15 protein-coding genes and 1 tRNA gene are annotated in these 18,168 nt (G+C 52.4%); 1 reads left to right on the top strand and 15 read right to left on the bottom strand.

Annotated elements, in window-relative coordinates:
- Positions 1-21 precede the first annotated feature (21 nt).
- From lipB to U740_RS05260, 15 genes are all read right to left on the bottom strand, one after another.
- A complete protein-coding gene (gene lipB, locus U740_RS05330; RefSeq protein ID WP_268745562.1) occupies positions 22-732 on the bottom strand; it encodes a lipoyl(octanoyl) transferase LipB in 711 nt (236 codons plus the stop codon).
- Positions 729-998 carry an HP0495 family protein gene (locus tag U740_RS05325; RefSeq protein WP_036859545.1) on the bottom strand — a complete coding sequence of 90 codons (270 nt, stop codon included), beginning with the start codon at positions 996-998 and terminating at the stop codon, positions 729-731. Before U740_RS05325 ends, lipB begins: the two co-directional genes overlap by 4 nt.
- Complete coding sequence (locus U740_RS05320) at positions 998-2,149, bottom strand: D-alanyl-D-alanine carboxypeptidase family protein (protein ID WP_036859543.1); 1,152 nt, start codon at positions 2,147-2,149, stop codon at positions 998-1,000. The genes U740_RS05325 and U740_RS05320 overlap by 1 nt, the downstream gene beginning before the upstream one ends.
- A 93-nt stretch (positions 2,150-2,242) precedes the next feature.
- Positions 2,243-3,112, bottom strand: a complete 870-nt coding sequence (locus U740_RS05315) for a septal ring lytic transglycosylase RlpA family protein (RefSeq protein ID WP_051921220.1) — start codon at positions 3,110-3,112, stop codon at positions 2,243-2,245.
- Positions 3,096-4,076, bottom strand: a complete 981-nt coding sequence (gene mltB, locus U740_RS05310) for a lytic murein transglycosylase B (protein ID WP_036859541.1) — start codon at positions 4,074-4,076, stop codon at positions 3,096-3,098. The genes U740_RS05315 and mltB overlap by 17 nt, the downstream gene beginning before the upstream one ends.
- A gap of 37 nt (positions 4,077-4,113) precedes the next feature.
- A complete protein-coding gene (rodA, locus tag U740_RS05305) occupies positions 4,114-5,256 on the bottom strand; it encodes a rod shape-determining protein RodA (RefSeq protein ID WP_036859539.1) in 1,143 nt (380 codons plus the stop codon).
- Positions 5,243-7,102 carry a penicillin-binding protein 2 gene (mrdA, locus tag U740_RS05300; RefSeq protein ID WP_036859537.1) on the bottom strand — a complete coding sequence of 620 codons (1,860 nt, stop codon included), beginning with the start codon at positions 7,100-7,102 and terminating at the stop codon, positions 5,243-5,245. The genes rodA and mrdA overlap by 14 nt, the downstream gene beginning before the upstream one ends.
- A gap of 136 nt (positions 7,103-7,238) precedes the next feature.
- Positions 7,239-9,395, bottom strand: coding sequence for a polyribonucleotide nucleotidyltransferase (gene pnp, locus U740_RS05295; RefSeq protein WP_036859535.1), 2,157 nt, complete (start codon positions 9,393-9,395; stop codon positions 7,239-7,241).
- A gap of 58 nt (positions 9,396-9,453) precedes the next feature.
- The gene (gene rpsO / locus U740_RS05290) at positions 9,454-9,720 is read right to left on the bottom strand and encodes a 30S ribosomal protein S15 (RefSeq protein WP_036859532.1); all 267 of its coding nucleotides are present in this window, start codon (positions 9,718-9,720) and stop codon (positions 9,454-9,456) included.
- A gap of 128 nt (positions 9,721-9,848) precedes the next feature.
- Positions 9,849-10,793 carry a tRNA pseudouridine(55) synthase TruB gene (gene truB / locus U740_RS05285; protein ID WP_036859529.1) on the bottom strand — a complete coding sequence of 315 codons (945 nt, stop codon included), beginning with the start codon at positions 10,791-10,793 and terminating at the stop codon, positions 9,849-9,851.
- A 2-nt stretch (positions 10,794-10,795) separates the two neighbouring features.
- The gene (rbfA, locus tag U740_RS05280) at positions 10,796-11,194 is read right to left on the bottom strand and encodes a 30S ribosome-binding factor RbfA (RefSeq protein ID WP_036859527.1); all 399 of its coding nucleotides are present in this window, start codon (positions 11,192-11,194) and stop codon (positions 10,796-10,798) included.
- A 21-nt stretch (positions 11,195-11,215) separates the two neighbouring features.
- Entirely contained in the window at positions 11,216-13,765 is a 2,550-nt protein-coding gene (infB, locus tag U740_RS05275) for a translation initiation factor IF-2 (RefSeq protein ID WP_036859524.1), read from the bottom strand.
- A gap of 29 nt (positions 13,766-13,794) precedes the next feature.
- On the bottom strand, positions 13,795-15,285 hold the full coding sequence (nusA, locus tag U740_RS05270) for a transcription termination factor NusA (protein WP_036859522.1): 1,491 nt from the start codon (positions 15,283-15,285) through the stop codon (positions 13,795-13,797).
- Positions 15,286-15,307: 22 nt separating this feature from the next.
- The gene (gene rimP, locus U740_RS05265; RefSeq protein WP_036859520.1) at positions 15,308-15,766 is read right to left on the bottom strand and encodes a ribosome maturation factor RimP; all 459 of its coding nucleotides are present in this window, start codon (positions 15,764-15,766) and stop codon (positions 15,308-15,310) included.
- 140 nt (positions 15,767-15,906) lie between these two features.
- Positions 15,907-15,983, bottom strand: a tRNA-Met gene (locus U740_RS05260).
- Positions 15,984-16,369: 386 nt separating this feature from the next.
- Between U740_RS05260 and cptA the strand changes: the two genes are divergently transcribed.
- Positions 16,370-18,118, top strand: a complete 1,749-nt coding sequence (cptA, locus tag U740_RS05255; protein WP_051921219.1) for a phosphoethanolamine transferase CptA — start codon at positions 16,370-16,372, stop codon at positions 18,116-18,118.
- Positions 18,119-18,168 lie beyond the last annotated feature (50 nt).

Raw genomic sequence — 18,168 nt, 5'->3', positions numbered from 1 at the left:
GCGGGCAGTACCGGAAAACAATTAACGACCAATCAATAATGGGTGCTGCCCTTCTACAAGATGACCATTGTAACCCAGCTTGACCGTCAAAATATCTGCCAGTCGCTCAGCCACCTCCTGAACGGTGACGGGCTCTGCCAGCAAATCATTCATCTGGGTCATAACAACGCCGAGTCCGCAGGGATTAATGCGCCCCCAGGGTGCCAGATCCATATCCACATTAAAATTGAGACCGTGGTAACTGCAACCGCGGCGCACCCGCAAACCCAGGGAGCCGATTTTAGCGCCGTCAGCCAGATAAACACCCGGCGCATCCGGCCGGGGCGCAGCGGCAATTCCCCAGTGGGCAAGGGTTTCCACCAGGGCGGCCTCAATCAATGTGACCAAATCGCGAACCCCAATACCGAGCCGACGGAGGTCTATTAGCAAATAACCGGTGATCTGGCCCGGGCCATGGTAGGTTACATGTCCCCCACGGTCACTCTGCACAACCGGAATATCCCCGGGCATCAAAATATATTCCTGCTTGCCCGCCTGGCCCTGGGTGAATACCGGTTCGTGTTCCAGCAGCCAGATTTCATCAGGAGTCTGATCATTGCGCTCCGTAGTGATTAGCTTCATGGCATCAAATGTCTGGGCATAATCACGCCGCCCGAGATAGCGGACGATAAGTGGCAGGACTGGCGGCAGGTTCGTTGGTGTGTCGATCACTTCGGGCAGATCCGTATTCACAGCACCATTTGCACCAGAGGGTTGTGCTTGAGGTCCTCAAAAATGGCCGTCAATTGCGCTTCTCCGGTTGCAGTGATGATGACCGTAATCGCCTGAAAGTTGCCATGTCGGCTGTCTCGAATGGAAACAGCCGTTTCATCAAAACCCGGGGCGTGACGCTCCATAACCTCCATGACGAGGCTATGCAAACCGGGAGCAGCCTTGCCCATAACCTTTATAGGGTAATCACAGGGAAATTCAATTTTCGGGGCTGACTGCTCGGGCATCAGGAGAACAGCCCCACAAAAAACAGCGTAATGGCATCCCATAGCCGCGAAAACAGACCTGCCCTGTCAACGGGGTGTTCAGCCACAACAGGCATATCCAGTAACGTCTCACCTTCATAGCTGACACTCAGCCGTCCCAGCTCCTGAGTCTCACTGAAAGGTGCCTTGATAGTTTGATCCACAAGAATCTCGGCTTCCAGGTCATCCCTAGAGCCGCGCGGAATCGTCAGATAAACATCTTCCGGCACAACCAGGTTGATGCTGTTTTCCTCACCGTACCAGACGGGCACATTTTCCCGGACGACATCGCCCTTGGAATAAAGCTGACCCGTCTCATAATAACGAAACCCGTAAGCCAACAGCTTTTGTGATTCCCGGGCACGAATTTCTTCACTACTGGTGCCCATAACCACAGAGACCAGCCGCATGCCATTCCGGACCGCAGAAGCCACCAGGCAGTAACCTGCCGCTTCAGTATGGCCTGTTTTCAGGCCGTCTACTGTCGTATCCCGCCAAAGCAACCGGTTGCGGTTGGGCTGTTTGATACCGTTGTACTCGAAATATTTTTCACTGTAGATACTGTAATGTTCCGGATAATCCTGGACCAATGCCCTCGCCAATAGCGACATGTCCCGGGCGGTGGTGAGGTGGCCTTCGGCGGGCCAACCAGTGGCATTGCGAAAATGGGAATTTTTCATGCCAAGTAACTCTGCCTGCTGGTTCATTACATCAGCAAAAGCGCTTTCACTGCCCGCCAGATACTCCGCCAGTGCCACCGAGGCATCGTTTCCTGACTGAATAATGACACCCCGCAGCAAATCGATCAGTGGCACCTGAGTGCCCTCCTTGACAAACATTTTCGAACCGCCCATCTGCCAGGCAGCGACGCTGATGGGCACCATGTCCGTTTCTTTAACCTTGCCATTGTGAATATCTGCGGAGACGATATAACTGGTCATCATCTTGGTCAGGCTCGCAGGCGGCACCTGCTCATCGGCATTATGCTCAACAAGTACCTTCCCGGTATTGGCATCCAGCAAAATCCAGGCAGATGCCGCGAGATCGGGGGGAGCAGGAATCAGTACTTTGGCCTGGGCAATACTGCCCATAACAAGAAACAACAATCCGACAAAAAAACTTTTTTTCAGCATAGTGGAACCGGTTTTCAACATTTTTGATGGGTGGATTTCACGAAGAACAAGACGAAAGTCTATCATGCAGTGGTTTGTGTCGCTGTGACAGAATCAGTCATAAACAATAAAAGGACGGATATTATCTATCTGTCCCAATGCAGCCTTCAGATCAACTAATTTCAACTGATCTGTTACCGGACCCACCAACACTTTGAACAACGGTTGCGGTGATGACTCCTGGCGCACGACAACCGGATACTCGGTGACAACACCCGCCAACCGTTGCGACAAGTGAGTGGCCGCGAGCTGATTACTGAAGGCTCCCACCTGAAGGTAGGTATTGCTGTCCTGTTCAACAGCTACAGCTTTGGCTACCGGCAACATGGCTGGTCCAGGAGCCAGTTGTGGAGAGGCTACTGTGTTGTTTTGATAGTCCGCAGGATCAATCACGGAGACCTCCACCTTAGCCGTACCCTGATCTGAATAGCCCAGTTTTTTGGCTGCCGCATAGGACAGGTCAATGATTCTATCCCCATGGAAAGGTCCCCGATCATTGACCCGCACAACCACACTGCGTCCATTCTCCAGGTTGGTCACTTTGACGTAGCAGGGAATCGGCAGGGTTTTATGGGCAGCCGTCATTTCATACATGCTGTAAACCTCACCATTCGATGTATGACGACCATGAAACTTGTTGCCGTACCATGAGGCCAGACCGCGCTGGCGAAACCCCCTGCTGGAAGGCATCACCTGGTAGGTTTTACCCAGTACGGTGTAGGGACTTTTGTTGCCGGCCAGAGTAATTGGTTCATGCCGGGGTATAGCATCCGGTAGATTGTCGACATCAATATCTTTTGGTGGCGGCCCATCACCATAACCATAACCGCCACCGGAGCTGGCACCAGAACCACCACAGCCCTGAAGCAGCAATATAGTGCCCAACAAGTTTACAAATAAAAGACTCTTAAAGCGTATCTTCACCGACCCGCTCCAGTATTTGTTGGCTCAGTTCATGCACGGCCATGGCATAGAGTAGACTGCGATTATAGCGGGTAATTACATAGAAATTATTCAGGCCGAGCCAGTACTCCAGCCCGTTATCACCATCGAGCCGAACCGGGATGGCCTTGGCACCACTATTCAGCGGCAACTCACTGGAAAAACCCATTTCAGCCAGCTCATCGACCGTTTTGTCGAGACCGGGCTGGTTCAACAGCGTCTCATCAAAACTTCCCTTGATCGAGGCGGGAACGACCACCGTTTCACCCATCTTCCAGCCATGCTCGGCAAAGTAATTAGCAACACTGCCGATAGCATCCGCCTTGTTTTCCCAGATATCGGCAAAACCATCACCGTCAAAATCCACAGCAAAACTGCGGTAACTGCTCGGGATAAACTGGCCATAACCCATCGCACCGGCATAGGAGCCCGTGAGCGTCAGGGGGTCCTGGTCCTGCTCTCGTGCCAACAATAGGAATTGCTCCAGCTGTTTGGTAAAGAAAGAACTGCGGGGAGGGTAGTCAAAAGACAGTGTTGCCAACGCATCAATGACCCGAAAACTTCCCTTGATCCGGCCGTAGAAGGTTTCCACGCCGATAATGGCAACAATCACTTCCGGTGCAACCTGGTATTGCCTTGACGCCTCACTCAGCACAGCCCTGTTCTTTCGCCAAAAATCAACACCCTCTGTGATACGCTTTTCAGTGATAAAAATTTTGCGGTAATCCTTCCAGGGTTTGACTTTTTCGGCCGGTCGTTCCATGGCATCAATAATGGTCTGTTTTTTTTCCGCGGCACTCAGCAAAGAGTCCACAACGGATCTTTCAAAGCCGTGTTCAGACACCATCCTCTCGGCAAAAGCTCTGGCGTCAGGGTGATGTAAATAGCTGGCCTGAACCGATAGGGACAACAGCATGCCTAGTGCAACCGAGAACAATATGTTCATAACATTTTCACTCCGGGCAGGTTGCCCATAAACCCTGTTAGACCGACCTTTTTCTTTCCGTACTGACCGCCATCAGCATACCAAATCCCAGCATCAGGGTCACAATAGAGGTGCCGCCGTAACTCACCAGTGGCAATGGTACGCCCACCACCGGCAGAATACCCGAGACCATACCCATGTTGACAAAAATATAGACAAAGAAAGTTAATGCAATACTCCCCGCCAGCAAACGGCCGAACATACTTTGTGCCCTCAGGCCGATAAAAGCGCAGCGGCTTATAATCAGCAGATAGAGCGCCAACAGCAACATCACTCCGAACAGTCCAAACTCTTCTGCCAACACCGCAATAATAAAGTCGGTGTGCCCCTCCGGAAGAAAATCAAGCTGGGACTGGGTGCCCAGCGTCCAGCCTTTACCGTCAACGCCACCCGATCCAATAGCAATTGTGGACTGGATGATATTCCACCCCGCACCGAGCCGATCCGCCTCGGGGTTAAACAGCGTCAAAATCCGTTGCCGCTGATAATCGTATAAAAGGTGAAACCACATTAATGGCAAGAGGCAAGCCGCCAGCAACAAGGCAACCATTAGATAACGTCTCGGCAAGCCGGCCAGAAAAAGGGCGAAAAAACCAGCGGCACCAATCAGAATGGCTGTACCGAGATCAGGTTGCATCCCGACCAGCACCAGCGGAACCAGAATAAATACCAGGGCGAAAAATACATGCTTGAATTGCGGCGGCACTGCACGCTTGCCCAGATAACTCGCCAACATCAACGGAACCGCAATTTTGAGAATTTCCGATGGCTGAAATCGAAATCCTCCAATCTCCAGCCAACGCTGGGCACCCTTCGCCCCAACGCCAAAAAACAATACGGCTATCAACAACAAAACACCCAAAAAATAAGGAAATATCGCCCACCGATCCAGCAACCGAAGTGGAATCTGGGCCACAGTCAGCATTACCAACAATCCGATACCATAATGGACTAACTGGCGATGCACATAAGCAATATTTTGTCCGCTGGCACTGTAGAGAACAAACAGGCCAGCCGCGGCCAACACCAATAGCAGGGACAAGAGGGGGATATCTACATGGAGGCGCCGCCATTGACTGGGTCCACAATATATTGCGGACCCGCCAGACCCCATCCGTCGAACAAAATCACTTTGACTCATCGAACCCCTCTGACGGATTTTGCGGATACAGTGCCATGTAAGCGTCGATTATCTGGCGTGCGAGTGGTGCAGCCGTCGAGCTGCCGTGTTCACCATTTTCGACAAGCACCGATACGGCGATCTGCGGATGTTCCACAGGCGCAAAAGCGATGAACAGCGCATGATCCCGGTTTCTCTCAGCGACCAGCTCCCGATCATACTCCTCGTCCTGTTTGATACCGACCACCTGAGCAGTACCGGTTTTGCCAGCAATATGATAATCGAGATCCTTGTTGATCACCTTGGCCGTACCACGCTGACCGTGCACAACCTCCTGCATTGCCCCATGTATATAATCCCAGTTGCTATCTGACGCTCTGATCATACCGGCCGGCAGTGGATTCTCCCCGTTCTTGCGCACCAATTGCGGGGGCCTTATCTCACCCCGGCTGGCCAACCTGGCGGCGGCCACAGCCATCTGCATTGGTGTGACCAGTGTAAAACCCTGACCGATGGAGGTATTGACCGTATCCCCGGGATACCATGCCAGCCCTTTTGCGTCCCGTTTCCAGGCCCGTGAAGGCATGATCCCCGACCTCTCAGAGGGCATATCCAGTCCGGTTTTATGGCCGAAACCAAACCGGTTACCATAGAGCGACATCACATCAACGGTCATTTTGACGCCCACATCGTAAAAAAAGGTATCGCAGGACTGAATGATGGCATCACTCAAATCAATGTTGTTGCCGTGTCCCCCCTTCTTCCAGTCCCGGTACTTCCGCTCATAATTTTTCAATTGGTAAAAACCCGGATCATAGATGCGGTAGGCGGGTGTAATTGTGCCACTTTCCAGTGCCGCAAGACCGTAGATTGGCTTGACAATGGATCCTGGGGGGTACTGCCCCTGAAGAACCCGATCAAACAAAGGCCGATCAATGGAGCTGAGCAGTGCATTGTAATTTTCAAAGCTGATCCCGGTCACAAATTCATTGGGATCAAACCCGGGAGTACTGGCCATGGCAAGCACACCTCCCGTGGCCACATCAATAGCCACCACAGCACCTCTTTGATCTCCCATGCTCTCGTAGGCGACCCGCTGCAAACGACTGTCCAAATGCAGGTACAAATCCTTACCCGGCTTGGGCTCGACTCGCTCCAATTGGCGCATCACCCGTCCCCGGGCATTGGTTTCAACCGTCTGGTAGCCTACCTCACCAAGCAGTTCATCTTCGTAGAAATTTTCCAGTCCGGTTTTACCCACCACCAAGGTGCCACTATAACGAACCGGATCGAGCTGCTGTATTTCGCGGTCATTGATACGCCCCACATAACCCAGCACATGAGAAAGCTCGGCACCAAAAGGATAATGGCGCAACAACTGGACAGTGACTTCAACGCCCTCCAACCGGTATTCATTGACAGCGAGGACTCCCTGCTCCCGCTCACTCAAGTTCAATCTCAAAGGAACAGGCTCATAGGGTCGCTGGCGACGCTCGAGCAATTTGTGAAAGCGCTCTCTGTCAGCACTGGTAATTCCCACCAGTTCTTCCAGCTCATCAAGCAGGACGGCAAGGTTTTCAACGCGTTCCACAACTATGGAGAGATTAAAGCTGGGGCGGTTATCAGCGAGCAACACCCCATTGCGGTCGAAAATAAGCCCACGGGGCGGCGGCACCGGTTCAACCAATACCCGGTTGCGGTCAGAAAGCGTTACGAATGCGTCATGTCGCTCGACCTGGAGATGGTAATAGCGCCAGAGCAGCCCACCAGACAACAATAGCACCACAACCATGGTAAACAGCAGACGGCCGACATAGAGCCGGTAATCCATCAATGGGTTTTTTAGTGCGCGGTCATCTTGATTCATGGAAAATCATTGTAACTGCATGTCGCTGGCTGATCACCGGATTTACTGAATAGTTCACACGATTGGACGTGAACGAAAACCTGCCATAAAAAAAGCGGGGTCTCAGCCCCGCTTCTCTGAAGTGACAGCCAGTATATTATTGCTCCGTAGACTCCTGGGCAACCTGGGTTTCTTCCGCCGGGGCTGTTTCCTCAGTTGCCTGGCCTTCGTCCTCTGATGTCTCTTTCATAGACAGCTTGATACGGCCACGGGCATCCACATCAAGCACCTTGACCCGTACCTGCTGACCCTCCTTGAGGTAATCAGACACTTTTTCCACACGTTCCTTGGCAATTTGCGAGATGTGTAACAGGCCATCCGTGCCCGGCATGATCGTAACAAAGGCACCAAAGTCTACAATACGGGCGACTGTACCCTCATAAATGCGACCTATCTCAGCTTCAGCGGTGATTTCCTCGATACGGTAAATAGCATTTTTCAAGCCATCGGCATCATCACTGTAGATTCTGATGGTTCCGCTATCATCAATGTCAATGCTGGCACCGGTCTCTTCCGTCAGTGCACGAATTGTGGCACCACCTTTACCGATCACATCGCGAATCTTGTCGGGATCGATTTTCAGAATATGGTAGCGGGGTGCTGACTCAGCCACTTCACTGCGGCTCTTGTCGATCACTTTGTTCATTTCACCAAGAATGTGGAGTCGCGCCTGTAATGCCTGACCCAGTGCGATATCCATAATCTCTTCGGTAATCCCTTCGATCTTGATATCCATTTGCAGGGCAGTAACACCCTGAGCCGTGCCGGCCACTTTAAAGTCCATATCGCCCAGGTGATCTTCATCGCCCAGAATATCAGTCAGCACAGCAAAACCATCATCCTCTTTGACAAGACCCATCGCGATACCAGCCACAGGTGCTTTAAGCGGCACACCCGCATCCATTAACGCGAGGCTTGAACCACAAACCGAGGCCATGGAACTTGAACCATTGGATTCAGTGATTTCAGAGACAACCCGCATGGTGTAGGGAAACTCTTCAGCAGACGGCAATACCGCAGCAATACCGCGCCGAGCCAACCGGCCATGACCAATTTCACGACGACCGGTAAAACCAATACGGCCACACTCACCCACGGAATAAGGGGGGAAGTTGTAATGCAACATGAAGGGATCTTCGCGGCGGCCTTCCAGCGCATCGATATACTGAACATCGCGCATGGAACCCAGCGTGGCTACCACCAATGCCTGAGTTTCGCCACGGGTAAACAGCGCCGTACCATGGGCCTTGGCCAGCACACCCACTTCCACATCGATAGCGCGAACTGTCTTGCTGTCGCGGCCATCAATGCGGGGCTCGCCGCGAATGATACGACCACGGACAATTTTCTTCTCCAGCTTTTTAAAGGCATCACGAATATCCTCTTCCGCAATACCCGCCTCAGCATTCGACAGAGCTGCGACCGCCTGATTGCGCAGGCCGTCAATTTCGACAACACGCTGCTGCTTGTCAGTGGTACGGTATGCCGCATCCAGACCCTCACCCACCAAGGCTTTGAGGCTGTCAGTCAGGGTTTCGTTGACGGGAGGCGCTTGCCAGTCCCAGCGCGGCTTACCGGTTTCCTTGGCCAGCTCCTCGATCACCTGAATAGCCCCCTGCATTTCCTGGTGACCAAACAGTACCGCGCCGAGCATGATGTCTTCCGGTAATTCTTTCGCCTCTGACTCAACCATCAGGACAGCATCACGCGTCCCAGCAACAACCATATCCAGTTCCGACTCCGCCAGTTCCGAATAGGTTGGGTTTAATAGATAGCCTTTTTCGCGGTGATAACCCACTCGGGCGCCACCAATTGGGCCATTAAAAGGGACACCGGAAATCGCCAGTGCGGCAGAAGTCCCAATCAGTGCAGCGATATCGGGATCCACATTTTTTTCAGAGGACATTACCGTACAGACCACTTGCACTTCATTTTTGAAGCCATTGGGAAACAGCGGACGGATGGGCCGGTCAATCAGGCGGGATGTCAGTGTTTCTTTTTCACTGGGACGGCCTTCACGCTTGAAAAATCCACCGGGGATCTTGCCAGCAGCGTATGCCTTTTCCTGGTAGTGGACACCGAGGGGGAAAAAATCCATACCTTCTTTCACGTTTTTTGCCGCGACGACCGTACACAGTACTGCCGTTTTATCCATGGTACACATCACGGCACCGGTCGCCTGACGAGCAATGCGACCGGTCTCCAACGTGACGGTATGATTGCCATATTTAAATGATTTTATTACAGGATTCACAATTATATTACCTCTCCATAAGCGTGAACGGCTCCCAGGGGAGCCGTCAGCAATTCTATTAGCGACGCAGGCCAAGCTGTCCAATCAGCGTCATATAGCGCTTCGCGTCTTTAGCTTTTAGGTAGTCCAGCAATTTGCGTCGCTGGTTTACCATGCGGATCAAACCACGTCTTGAATGGTGATCCTTGTTGTGGTCACTGAAATGACCCTGCAGTTTATTGATGTTGGCGGTGAGCAGGGCTACCTGCACTTCCGGCGAACCGGTATCACCCACGGACTGCGCGTACTCTTTAACAATAGCTTCTTTTTCAGTTACATTTAACATGGTTATTTCTCCAATATGCGGGTTAGATTCGGGGCGCCCGCGCATATTTACAGGAACCCTAACAGTGAATTCGACCGGCACCACTTGGCGGGTCCAATCCGGGATTCTGTCACACAGGACAGGACTCCCTATCTCACAACAAGACGTTTCGGGGCTACCCGTCCATCTTCTGTGACTTCGCCAACCCCAAGCAACTGCGGCAGGGGCTGGCTCATTTCAAAGACACGCACTATATCGCCTTCTTCACTTTGACGATAGACCTGCGGCACCATCACCGCCTGTCCCCGGCAAAAATAGAAGGCCAAGTCTTCCTCTAACTGCAGTGCCGCCAGATGTGTCATCCCGGCATCCATCGGTAACAAAAGTTGGTCGAGCTGATCCAGACCACCTTTTTCCCTGAGTGATTGCAACTCACCCAACGTCACCGACTGATCTTCTTTAAAAGGCCCAGCAGCGGTGCGGCGCAAAGCTGATAGATAAGCGCCACAACCAAGCCGCTCACCAATGTCTTCCGCCAGCGTGCGAATGTAGGTTCCCTTACTACAGTGGACGATCAGATCAACCTCCGGGAACTCACCACAGCGAAACTCAACCAATGCCAGCGAGTGAATTGTGACCGGCCGGGCTTTTCGTTCAATTTCCAACCCTTCACGAGCCAGCTTGTAGAGCGGTTGACCCTGGTGCTTCAATGCCGAAAACATCGGGGGCACCTGATCGATATCACCCCTGAACCCGTCCAGAACTTCAAGCACCTGAGCTTCAGTTAGCTCAGGGGCACCGCCGTCATGGGTAACCTCTCCATCGGCATCACCACTGACAGTCGCCATACCAAAGCGGAAAGTGGCGCAGTAGCATTTATCCGCATCCAACAAAAACTGGGTAAACTTGGTTGCCTCGCCAAGGCATACCGGCAATACGCCCGCCGCAAGGGGGTCCAGACTGCCCGTGTGCCCGGCCTTGGCGGCCTCAAAAAGGTGTTTCACCTTCTGTAAAGCGCCGTTTGAGGATATCCCCAGCGGTTTATCGAGCAGCAGTATGCCGTTGACCGACCTGCCCTTGCGACGACGCGCCAAGCTCAGTCCTCCCCGGAGGAGTCTGTATCCGTATGCCGCGCCTTGTCCCGGTTGACCGCGTAATCAATGAGCGAAGACAGCTCCTGGGCACGCCTGCCAGTGAGATCAAAAATAAAACGCAATTTTGGCACAATACGCAGCAACATGCGTTTGGCCAGTAGCGTCCGCAAAAATCCGGCCGCACCATTCAGAACCTCGGCAGCTTCACGACTCTCCTCAGCAGACTCGGCCCCAACCAGGTTAACGAACACCTTGGCACTGGAGAGATCGCGGGAAACCTCTACGGCAGTAATATTGACCAGCCCCAAACGCGGGTCCCTGACCTCGTCGCGAATCAGTTGTGCCAGCTCGCGTTGCAACGCATCTGCGACTCGGTCATTGCGGGTAAATTCTCTAGGCATATCGGTTTGGCATCAGCACAATCAGAGCTGGCGCGCGACTTCCCTGATCTCGTACACCTCAATCTGATCGCCGGGTTTGATATCGTTATAGTCTTTCACCCCGATACCACACTCAACACCGTTGCGTACTTCGTTGACGTCATCCTTGAAACGTCTCAGCGATTCCAGCTCACCCTCATAAATGACGATATTGTCACGCAACACCCGAATACGCTTGTTGCGATGGACTGTACCTTCAATCACCATACAACCCGCTACCGCGCCAAACTTGGGAGAACGGAAAACATCGCGCACTTCAGCAATACCGGTGATGACTTCACTGCGCTCCGGTGTCAACAAACCACTCAAGGCCTGTTTCACATCATCCAGCAGGTTGTAAATGATGCTGTAGTAACGCAGATCGACCTGTTCCTGCTCCACCAGTTGACGGGCGGCCGTATCGGCACGAACGTTAAAACCAAACACCACGGCACCGGTGGTAATGGCCAGGTTAATATCGGATTCGTTGATGCCACCGACACCGGAAGCCACAACATTCACTTCGACCTCGTCAGTGCCAATATCCGCCATGGCGGAAAGAATTGCTTCCAGCGAACCACGGACGTCGGCCTTCACCATCACAGGGAGAACACCCTTTTTGTCCTGTGACTCAAATGTCGCAAACATATTTTCCAGTTTGGCGGCCTGTTGGCGGTTCACACGATCCTGACGGGTTTTATCTTGACGCATTTCCGCCAATTCGCGGGCCTTGCGTTCATCTTCTACCACCAGAAACTCTTCACCGGCCGCCGGTGGCATATCAAGACCGAGAATTTCTACCGGTATCGATGGCCCTGCTTCGACAATCGGCTTACCTGCCTCATCGACCATCGCACGGATTTTGCCGACACTTTCACCGGCCAGCAGCAAATCGCCCTTGCGCAAGGTACCCGACTGCACCAATGCCGTCGCCACCACACCTCGACCTTTTTCCAGTCGCGATTCAACGATGACACCTTTGGCCGGGGCATTCCGGGATGCCTGTAACTCCAACAGTTCAGCCTGCAGTAACACGGCGTCCAGCAAATCATCGATGCCATCGCCGGTGTGAGCCGAGACTTTCACAAATTGCGTATCACCACCCCACTCTTCCGGAATGACATCCTTGGCAGACAGTTCATTCGTGACTCTGTCAGGGTCCGCGCCTTCCTTGTCCATCTTGTTAATGGCAACCACTATAGGTACGCCCGCAGCACGGGCATGCTGAATGGCTTCCACGGTCTGCGGCATCACGCCATCGTCCGCAGCTACCACCAGAATCACCACATCGGTACTGTGTGCACCACGGGCGCGCATTGCCGTGAAGGCTGCGTGACCAGGTGTATCCAGAAAGGTGATCATGCCCTTGGGTGTATCGACATGATAGGCGCCGATATGCTGGGTAATTCCCCCAGCTTCGCCGGAAGCGACACGGGTTTTTCGGATATGGTCCAGCAGCGAGGTTTTGCCGTGGTCGACATGGCCCATCACCGTGACAACCGGCGCACGGGGTTCCAGCTCCTCTGACACATCGGCCTGCAGCGCCTGGATCAACTTTTGTTCTATCTCATCGTCTGAAACCGGCACCGGGTTGTGCCCAAGTTCCTCCACCACCAATGTGGCAGTATCCTGATCGATGGGTTGATTGATGGAGGCCATGGTCCCCATTTTCATCAACTCCTTGATCACGACTGCAGCCTTTACTGACATTGCCTGGGCCAGATCACTGACTGTGATTTGTTCAGGAATCTCCACATCATGGATAATCTTATTGGTAGGCTTTTTAAATTTGTGCTTGTTCTCAACCTTGATGGGAACCGATATACCCGAACGCAACCGGGGTTTTTTCTCTCCGGCGACTTCCTCAACTTCCTCAACGACAGCTTTCAGCAAATCTTCTTTCTTGCGCTTCGGATCTTTGATGGCACCCCGTTTTTTCGCTTTTTTCGGTGCCTCTTCAGAATCATCGGCTTCGTCATCATCCCTGACATGTTTTTTCACATGCTTGGGGGCGTCTACAGGCTGATCGACCAGCTCAGGAGGTAACGGCTCGACTGTTGAGGGCGCAGACTTGCGTTCTTCTTCAGCCTTGCGCTGATTTTCCTGCTCAAGGCGAGCTTCCTCTTCCGCCTTGCGGCGTGTCTCAATGGCAGCCTGCCGCTTCACTTCCGGATCATCAACAACGGGAGAAACCGGCTCAACGACGGACTCTGCAACAACCGACTCTTCCTGCTCAGATGAAGCGGCAGCCTCTTCTTCATTTGCCCGCTTGACATAGGTTCGGGTTTTGCGAACCTCCACATTAACTGTTTTACGGCCGGCACCCGTTTTGAGTGTACTGACCGTCTTGCGTTTCAATGTGATTTTTTTGGGGTCGCGGGACTGCTCACCGTGCAAGCCTTTTAAATAGGCCAGCAGCGTCTGCTTTTCCTCATCACTGACACTTGCGTCAGCAGAGTTGTGAGGCAAACCGGCCTCCTGCATTTGGCTCAGCAGGCGGTCGACGGATGCTCCGACAACCTTGGCAAGTTCGCTAACAGTGACTTCAGCCATCAGTATTCCTCAATTCATCGCCTGTTCGTTTAACTGTCGCTCTCATCGGCGAACCAGGGGGCACGTGCAGTCATAATCAGCTTGGCTGCCCGTTCTGCGTCCATGTTCTCAATATCCAGCAAGTCTTCCACGGCCTGCTCAGCGAGATCCTCCATGCTGGCAATGCCATGCTTGGCCAATGTATGCGCCAACTGATCGTCCATACCTTCCATTTCCAGCAAATCAGCTGCGGGACCTGACATCCCTTCCTCCGAGGCCAGTGCCATCGTCAGCAACGCGTCCTTGGCACGGGCACGCAGTTCTTCAGCCACCTCTTCATCAAACCCATCGATGCCAGCCATCTCATCCAGAGGAACATAGGCAACTTCTTCGATGGAGGTGAACCCTTCAGCGACCAACACCATGGCGACATCTTCATCAATATCCAGGCGGTTCATAAAGGTTTCCACCAGTGAGCTGGACTCTTCCTGCTGCTTAACCTCCGCCTCTTCGACAGACATTACATTGATTTTCCAGCCAGTCAGTTCAGAGGCAAGACGGACATTCTGCCCGTTACGACCAATGGCCATCGCCAGAGTCTCTCCGGCCACCGCCACATCCATTGAGTGCGTCTCCTCATCAACGATGATCGACTCCACTTCTGCAGGCGCCATGGCATTTATCGCCAGCTGGGCGGGATTGTCGTCCCACAATACGATATCGATACGCTCGCCATCCAGCTCATTGGATACTGCCTGAACGCGCGCACCACGCATACCGACACAAGCACCAATCGGATCGATTCGACCGTCGTTGGTCTTTACAGCAATTTTCGCACGCGACCCGGGGTCTCTGGCTGCGCCGCGGATTTCAATGACTTCCTCGGCAATCTCCGGTACTTCAATACGGAACAGCTCAACCAGCATCTCATTGCATTTACGGCTTAGAAAAAGCTGGGGACCACGGCTCTCAGAATTAATTTCCTGAAGAATGGCACGCACCCGATCATTGATTCGAAAAACTTCCCGCCCTACCAGTTCTTCTCTCGGCATAACGGCTTCAGCATTATTACCCAAATCAACGATAATACTTTCACGGGTCACTTTTTTTACGCTGCCACTTACCAGCTCACCGAGCTGATCACGGTATTGCTCCACCACCAACGCGCGTTCAGCATCGCGTACTTTCTGGACAATAACCTGCTTGGCCGTTTGGGCAGCAATACGGCCAAAACCGATATTTTCCACCTGCTCTTCAAAGGTATCGCCAGCTTTAAGACCCGTGTCTTTCTCATGGGCTTCTTCGAGCGTGAACTGAGTGCCGAGCTCCGCCAGCACATCATCAGCGACCACCTCCCACCAGCGGAACGTTTCATAGTCACCGGTGGCGCGATCAATGGTTACCCGAATGTTGGAATCCTCGTCATAGCGTTTCTTGGTCGCCGTGGCCAGGGCCTGCTCAATGGCCTCAAAAATAACCTCTTTGGACACACCTTTTTCATTAGAAACGGCTTCCACCACCATCAAGATTTCTTTATTCATTCATTCAGCCTCGCAATCGCCCTCAAAACCGGGGAACGACATTCGCCTTTTCAATGCTATCCAGGGGAAAGAGATATTCATGATCATCAACAATCAACAGAACATCCTCACCCTCCACGCCATTCAGACGGCCCTTGAAATTCCGCCTCCCTTCATGGGGAAATCTCAGCCGCAAAGCCACATCTTCCCCAATATACTTTTCAAACTGATCCAGCGTATATAAAGGCCGATCCATGCCCGGGGAGGAAACCTCCAAAGTGTACTCCCCGGTAATCGGATCCTCTACATCCAACTGACTGCTGACCTGGCGGCTGACTTTTTCACAGTCCTCCACTGTCACACCGTCACTCTCACGCTCAATGTAAATACGAAGCATCGCATTGCGACCTGATGACAAATACTCCAACCCCCAAAGCTCACAACCCATTGCATCCACTATGGGCGTAATCATCGCGCGGAGGGTTTCCTCTTTTGTCGCCACTGTAATCTCTCGGTTTCCCAATCAAAAAATGGGCACAAAGCCCACTTCATCAAAACCACTTAGCAAAAAGCCCCTAAAAAGGGGCCCTTCGGCTGCGCCTTGTCCTGACGCATGGTACCAGCAGTACCGATACCAGAATTTGGTAGCGGGGGCAGGATTTGAACCTACGACCTTCGGGTTATGAGCCCGACGAGCTACCAGGCTGCTCCACCCCGCATCAAAAAACGCTGGCCTTAACGGCCAAGAGACTGAGCATGTCTCTTTCACCTTGCCAGCTCATAACCTCTGGCAAGCCCCCAAGCTGTCAAGTGACTGCTTCAAGGGCCGTGGATTATAGGGGTGGCACACCATAGGGTCAAGGGGGAAACACGGCTTTGTTGTGCTCCCTACTGATTTCCCCGCAAGGAGCTTTCACGTCAAGGCAACACACTCCAGGTATGGCTGAATTCCTTGGCAGCGACATCGGTCAGCAACCACAGAAGCTCTTGCCCAGGAAAAAACGCTCAACAGCTGGAGGGGCTCCGTAGCAGACCACATCAATTAAGCCCCACTTAATAATAGGGTCGTACAGTTACACTTCCACGTCCAAAAAATTGCCGCCAAATGACTGACTTTCCGAAAAAACATCCGCTTCTCTGGGCCTATCTTTTTGCGGCTTACTTTTCCCTCAGTTACCACATTCCCATTTATGTGACGGGTATGGCTGGTTTCATTGGATTGCGCGAAACCATTTTGATGAGTCTGATGTGGCTGATCCCAATACTATTGGCACCCAGATATACTCGGCTATTATTGGCGCTCAGCGGTCTGATCATGTTGCCGGCAGCTGTCATCTCGGTATTCTATTTCATTATCTATGGGCAGGAATTTTCCCAAAGCGCGATTTTTATCGTTTTTGAATCGAATGCTGCCGAGGGTAGTGAGTTTGTTGCCTCTTATTGGCAATGGTGGTTTATACCCGTGCTGATACTGTTCGCGGCTGTACCAATATGGATATGGCGACAAGCTCGACCCGTGGCCTTGGGACATCGCAAACGTTTAGCTTATGCCGCTCTTTTTATACTCATTCCCTTCTTTCCATTTATCAGCACAGCGCTGACAGAGGAAAATACCACCCTCAGCGACGCGGTTCACCACCAAATGAAGCGGATGGAACCCGCAGCACCCTGGAACCTGATTGTCGGGTACGCAAAATATCAGCAGCAGATGGCAAGCATGACGGCCCTGCTGGAAAAAAATCGTCAGGTACAACCCCTCAAAAACCTGAAGCCGAAAGTTGCCACCTTGCCCGATACAGTAATCCTGGTGCTCGGTGAATCGACCAATCGTCAGCGCATGAGCCTGTATGGTTATCACAGGCCAACCACGCCCCAGTTGGATACTTTGCAGGCAAACAATGAGCTTATGGTTTTCACTGATGTAATAACACCCCGGCCCTATACCATAGAAGCACTCCAACAGATACTGTCATTTGCCGACGCTAAAAATCCGGGTCTGTTTTTTACCAGGCCAAACCTGCTAAACATGATGCAGCAGGCAGGTTATGAGATTACCTGGATCACCAACCAGCAAACCCAGACTCGCCGCAATACCATGCTAACCACGTTCTCACAGCTGGCTGACCATCAGGTCTACCTGAACAATAATCGGGAACAGAACGCCAATCAGTACGACGAAGTTGTACTCTCACCCTTTGCAGAGGCCCTGGAGTCAAATGCGGTAAAGAAATTGATTATTGTTCATTTGCTGGGCACACACCGTGCCTACGAACACCGCTTTCCCGAGACTTACAATCACTTTACTGACAGCAGCGGTGTCCCGGAGTGGGTAACACCAAATCTTATTGAAGATTACAACAACTACGACAACGCCATACTCTACAATGACGAAATCGTGTCATCCCTGATTAAGTCGATAGACGGCAAGCACGACAATAGTCTATTGGTGTACTTCGCTGATCACGGCGAGGAAGTATACGACTACCCGGATAATCTGTTTGCGGGACGCAGTGAAGCCGACCCCACATCAGCCATGTACACGGTACCATTCGTGGTCTGGACATCCCCGAAATTCAGGCAAACTCGAGACATCGGCCAATGGCGCAGCGCCACAGATCGGCCCTACTCTACTGCCCATTTCATCCACACCTTTGCCGACATGGTCGGGCTGAACTTTGCGGAAATGGATGACAGGGAAAGTTTGATTTCCCAGAACTTTCAGCAGCTGCCCCGCTGGATAGGTGACCCACTAAATGCCCAGTCACTCAAGCATTACAACGATGTCATAATGGATGAAAAATCACCCACACAAACGGCCGGCAGGGTTTCAAAAGATATAAAAAGAGCGTTATAGCAGCGCTGAGAGTCTGACTGCCCAGTTCATTTTCTGACCTCCATCATCGA

Source organism: Porticoccus hydrocarbonoclasticus MCTG13d, from assembly GCF_000744735.1.
Lineage (GTDB): Bacteria > Pseudomonadota > Gammaproteobacteria > Pseudomonadales > Porticoccaceae > Porticoccus > Porticoccus hydrocarbonoclasticus.
The sequence above is the reverse complement of the archived record's forward strand: the minus strand, read 5'-3'. Positions and strand labels throughout refer to the sequence as shown.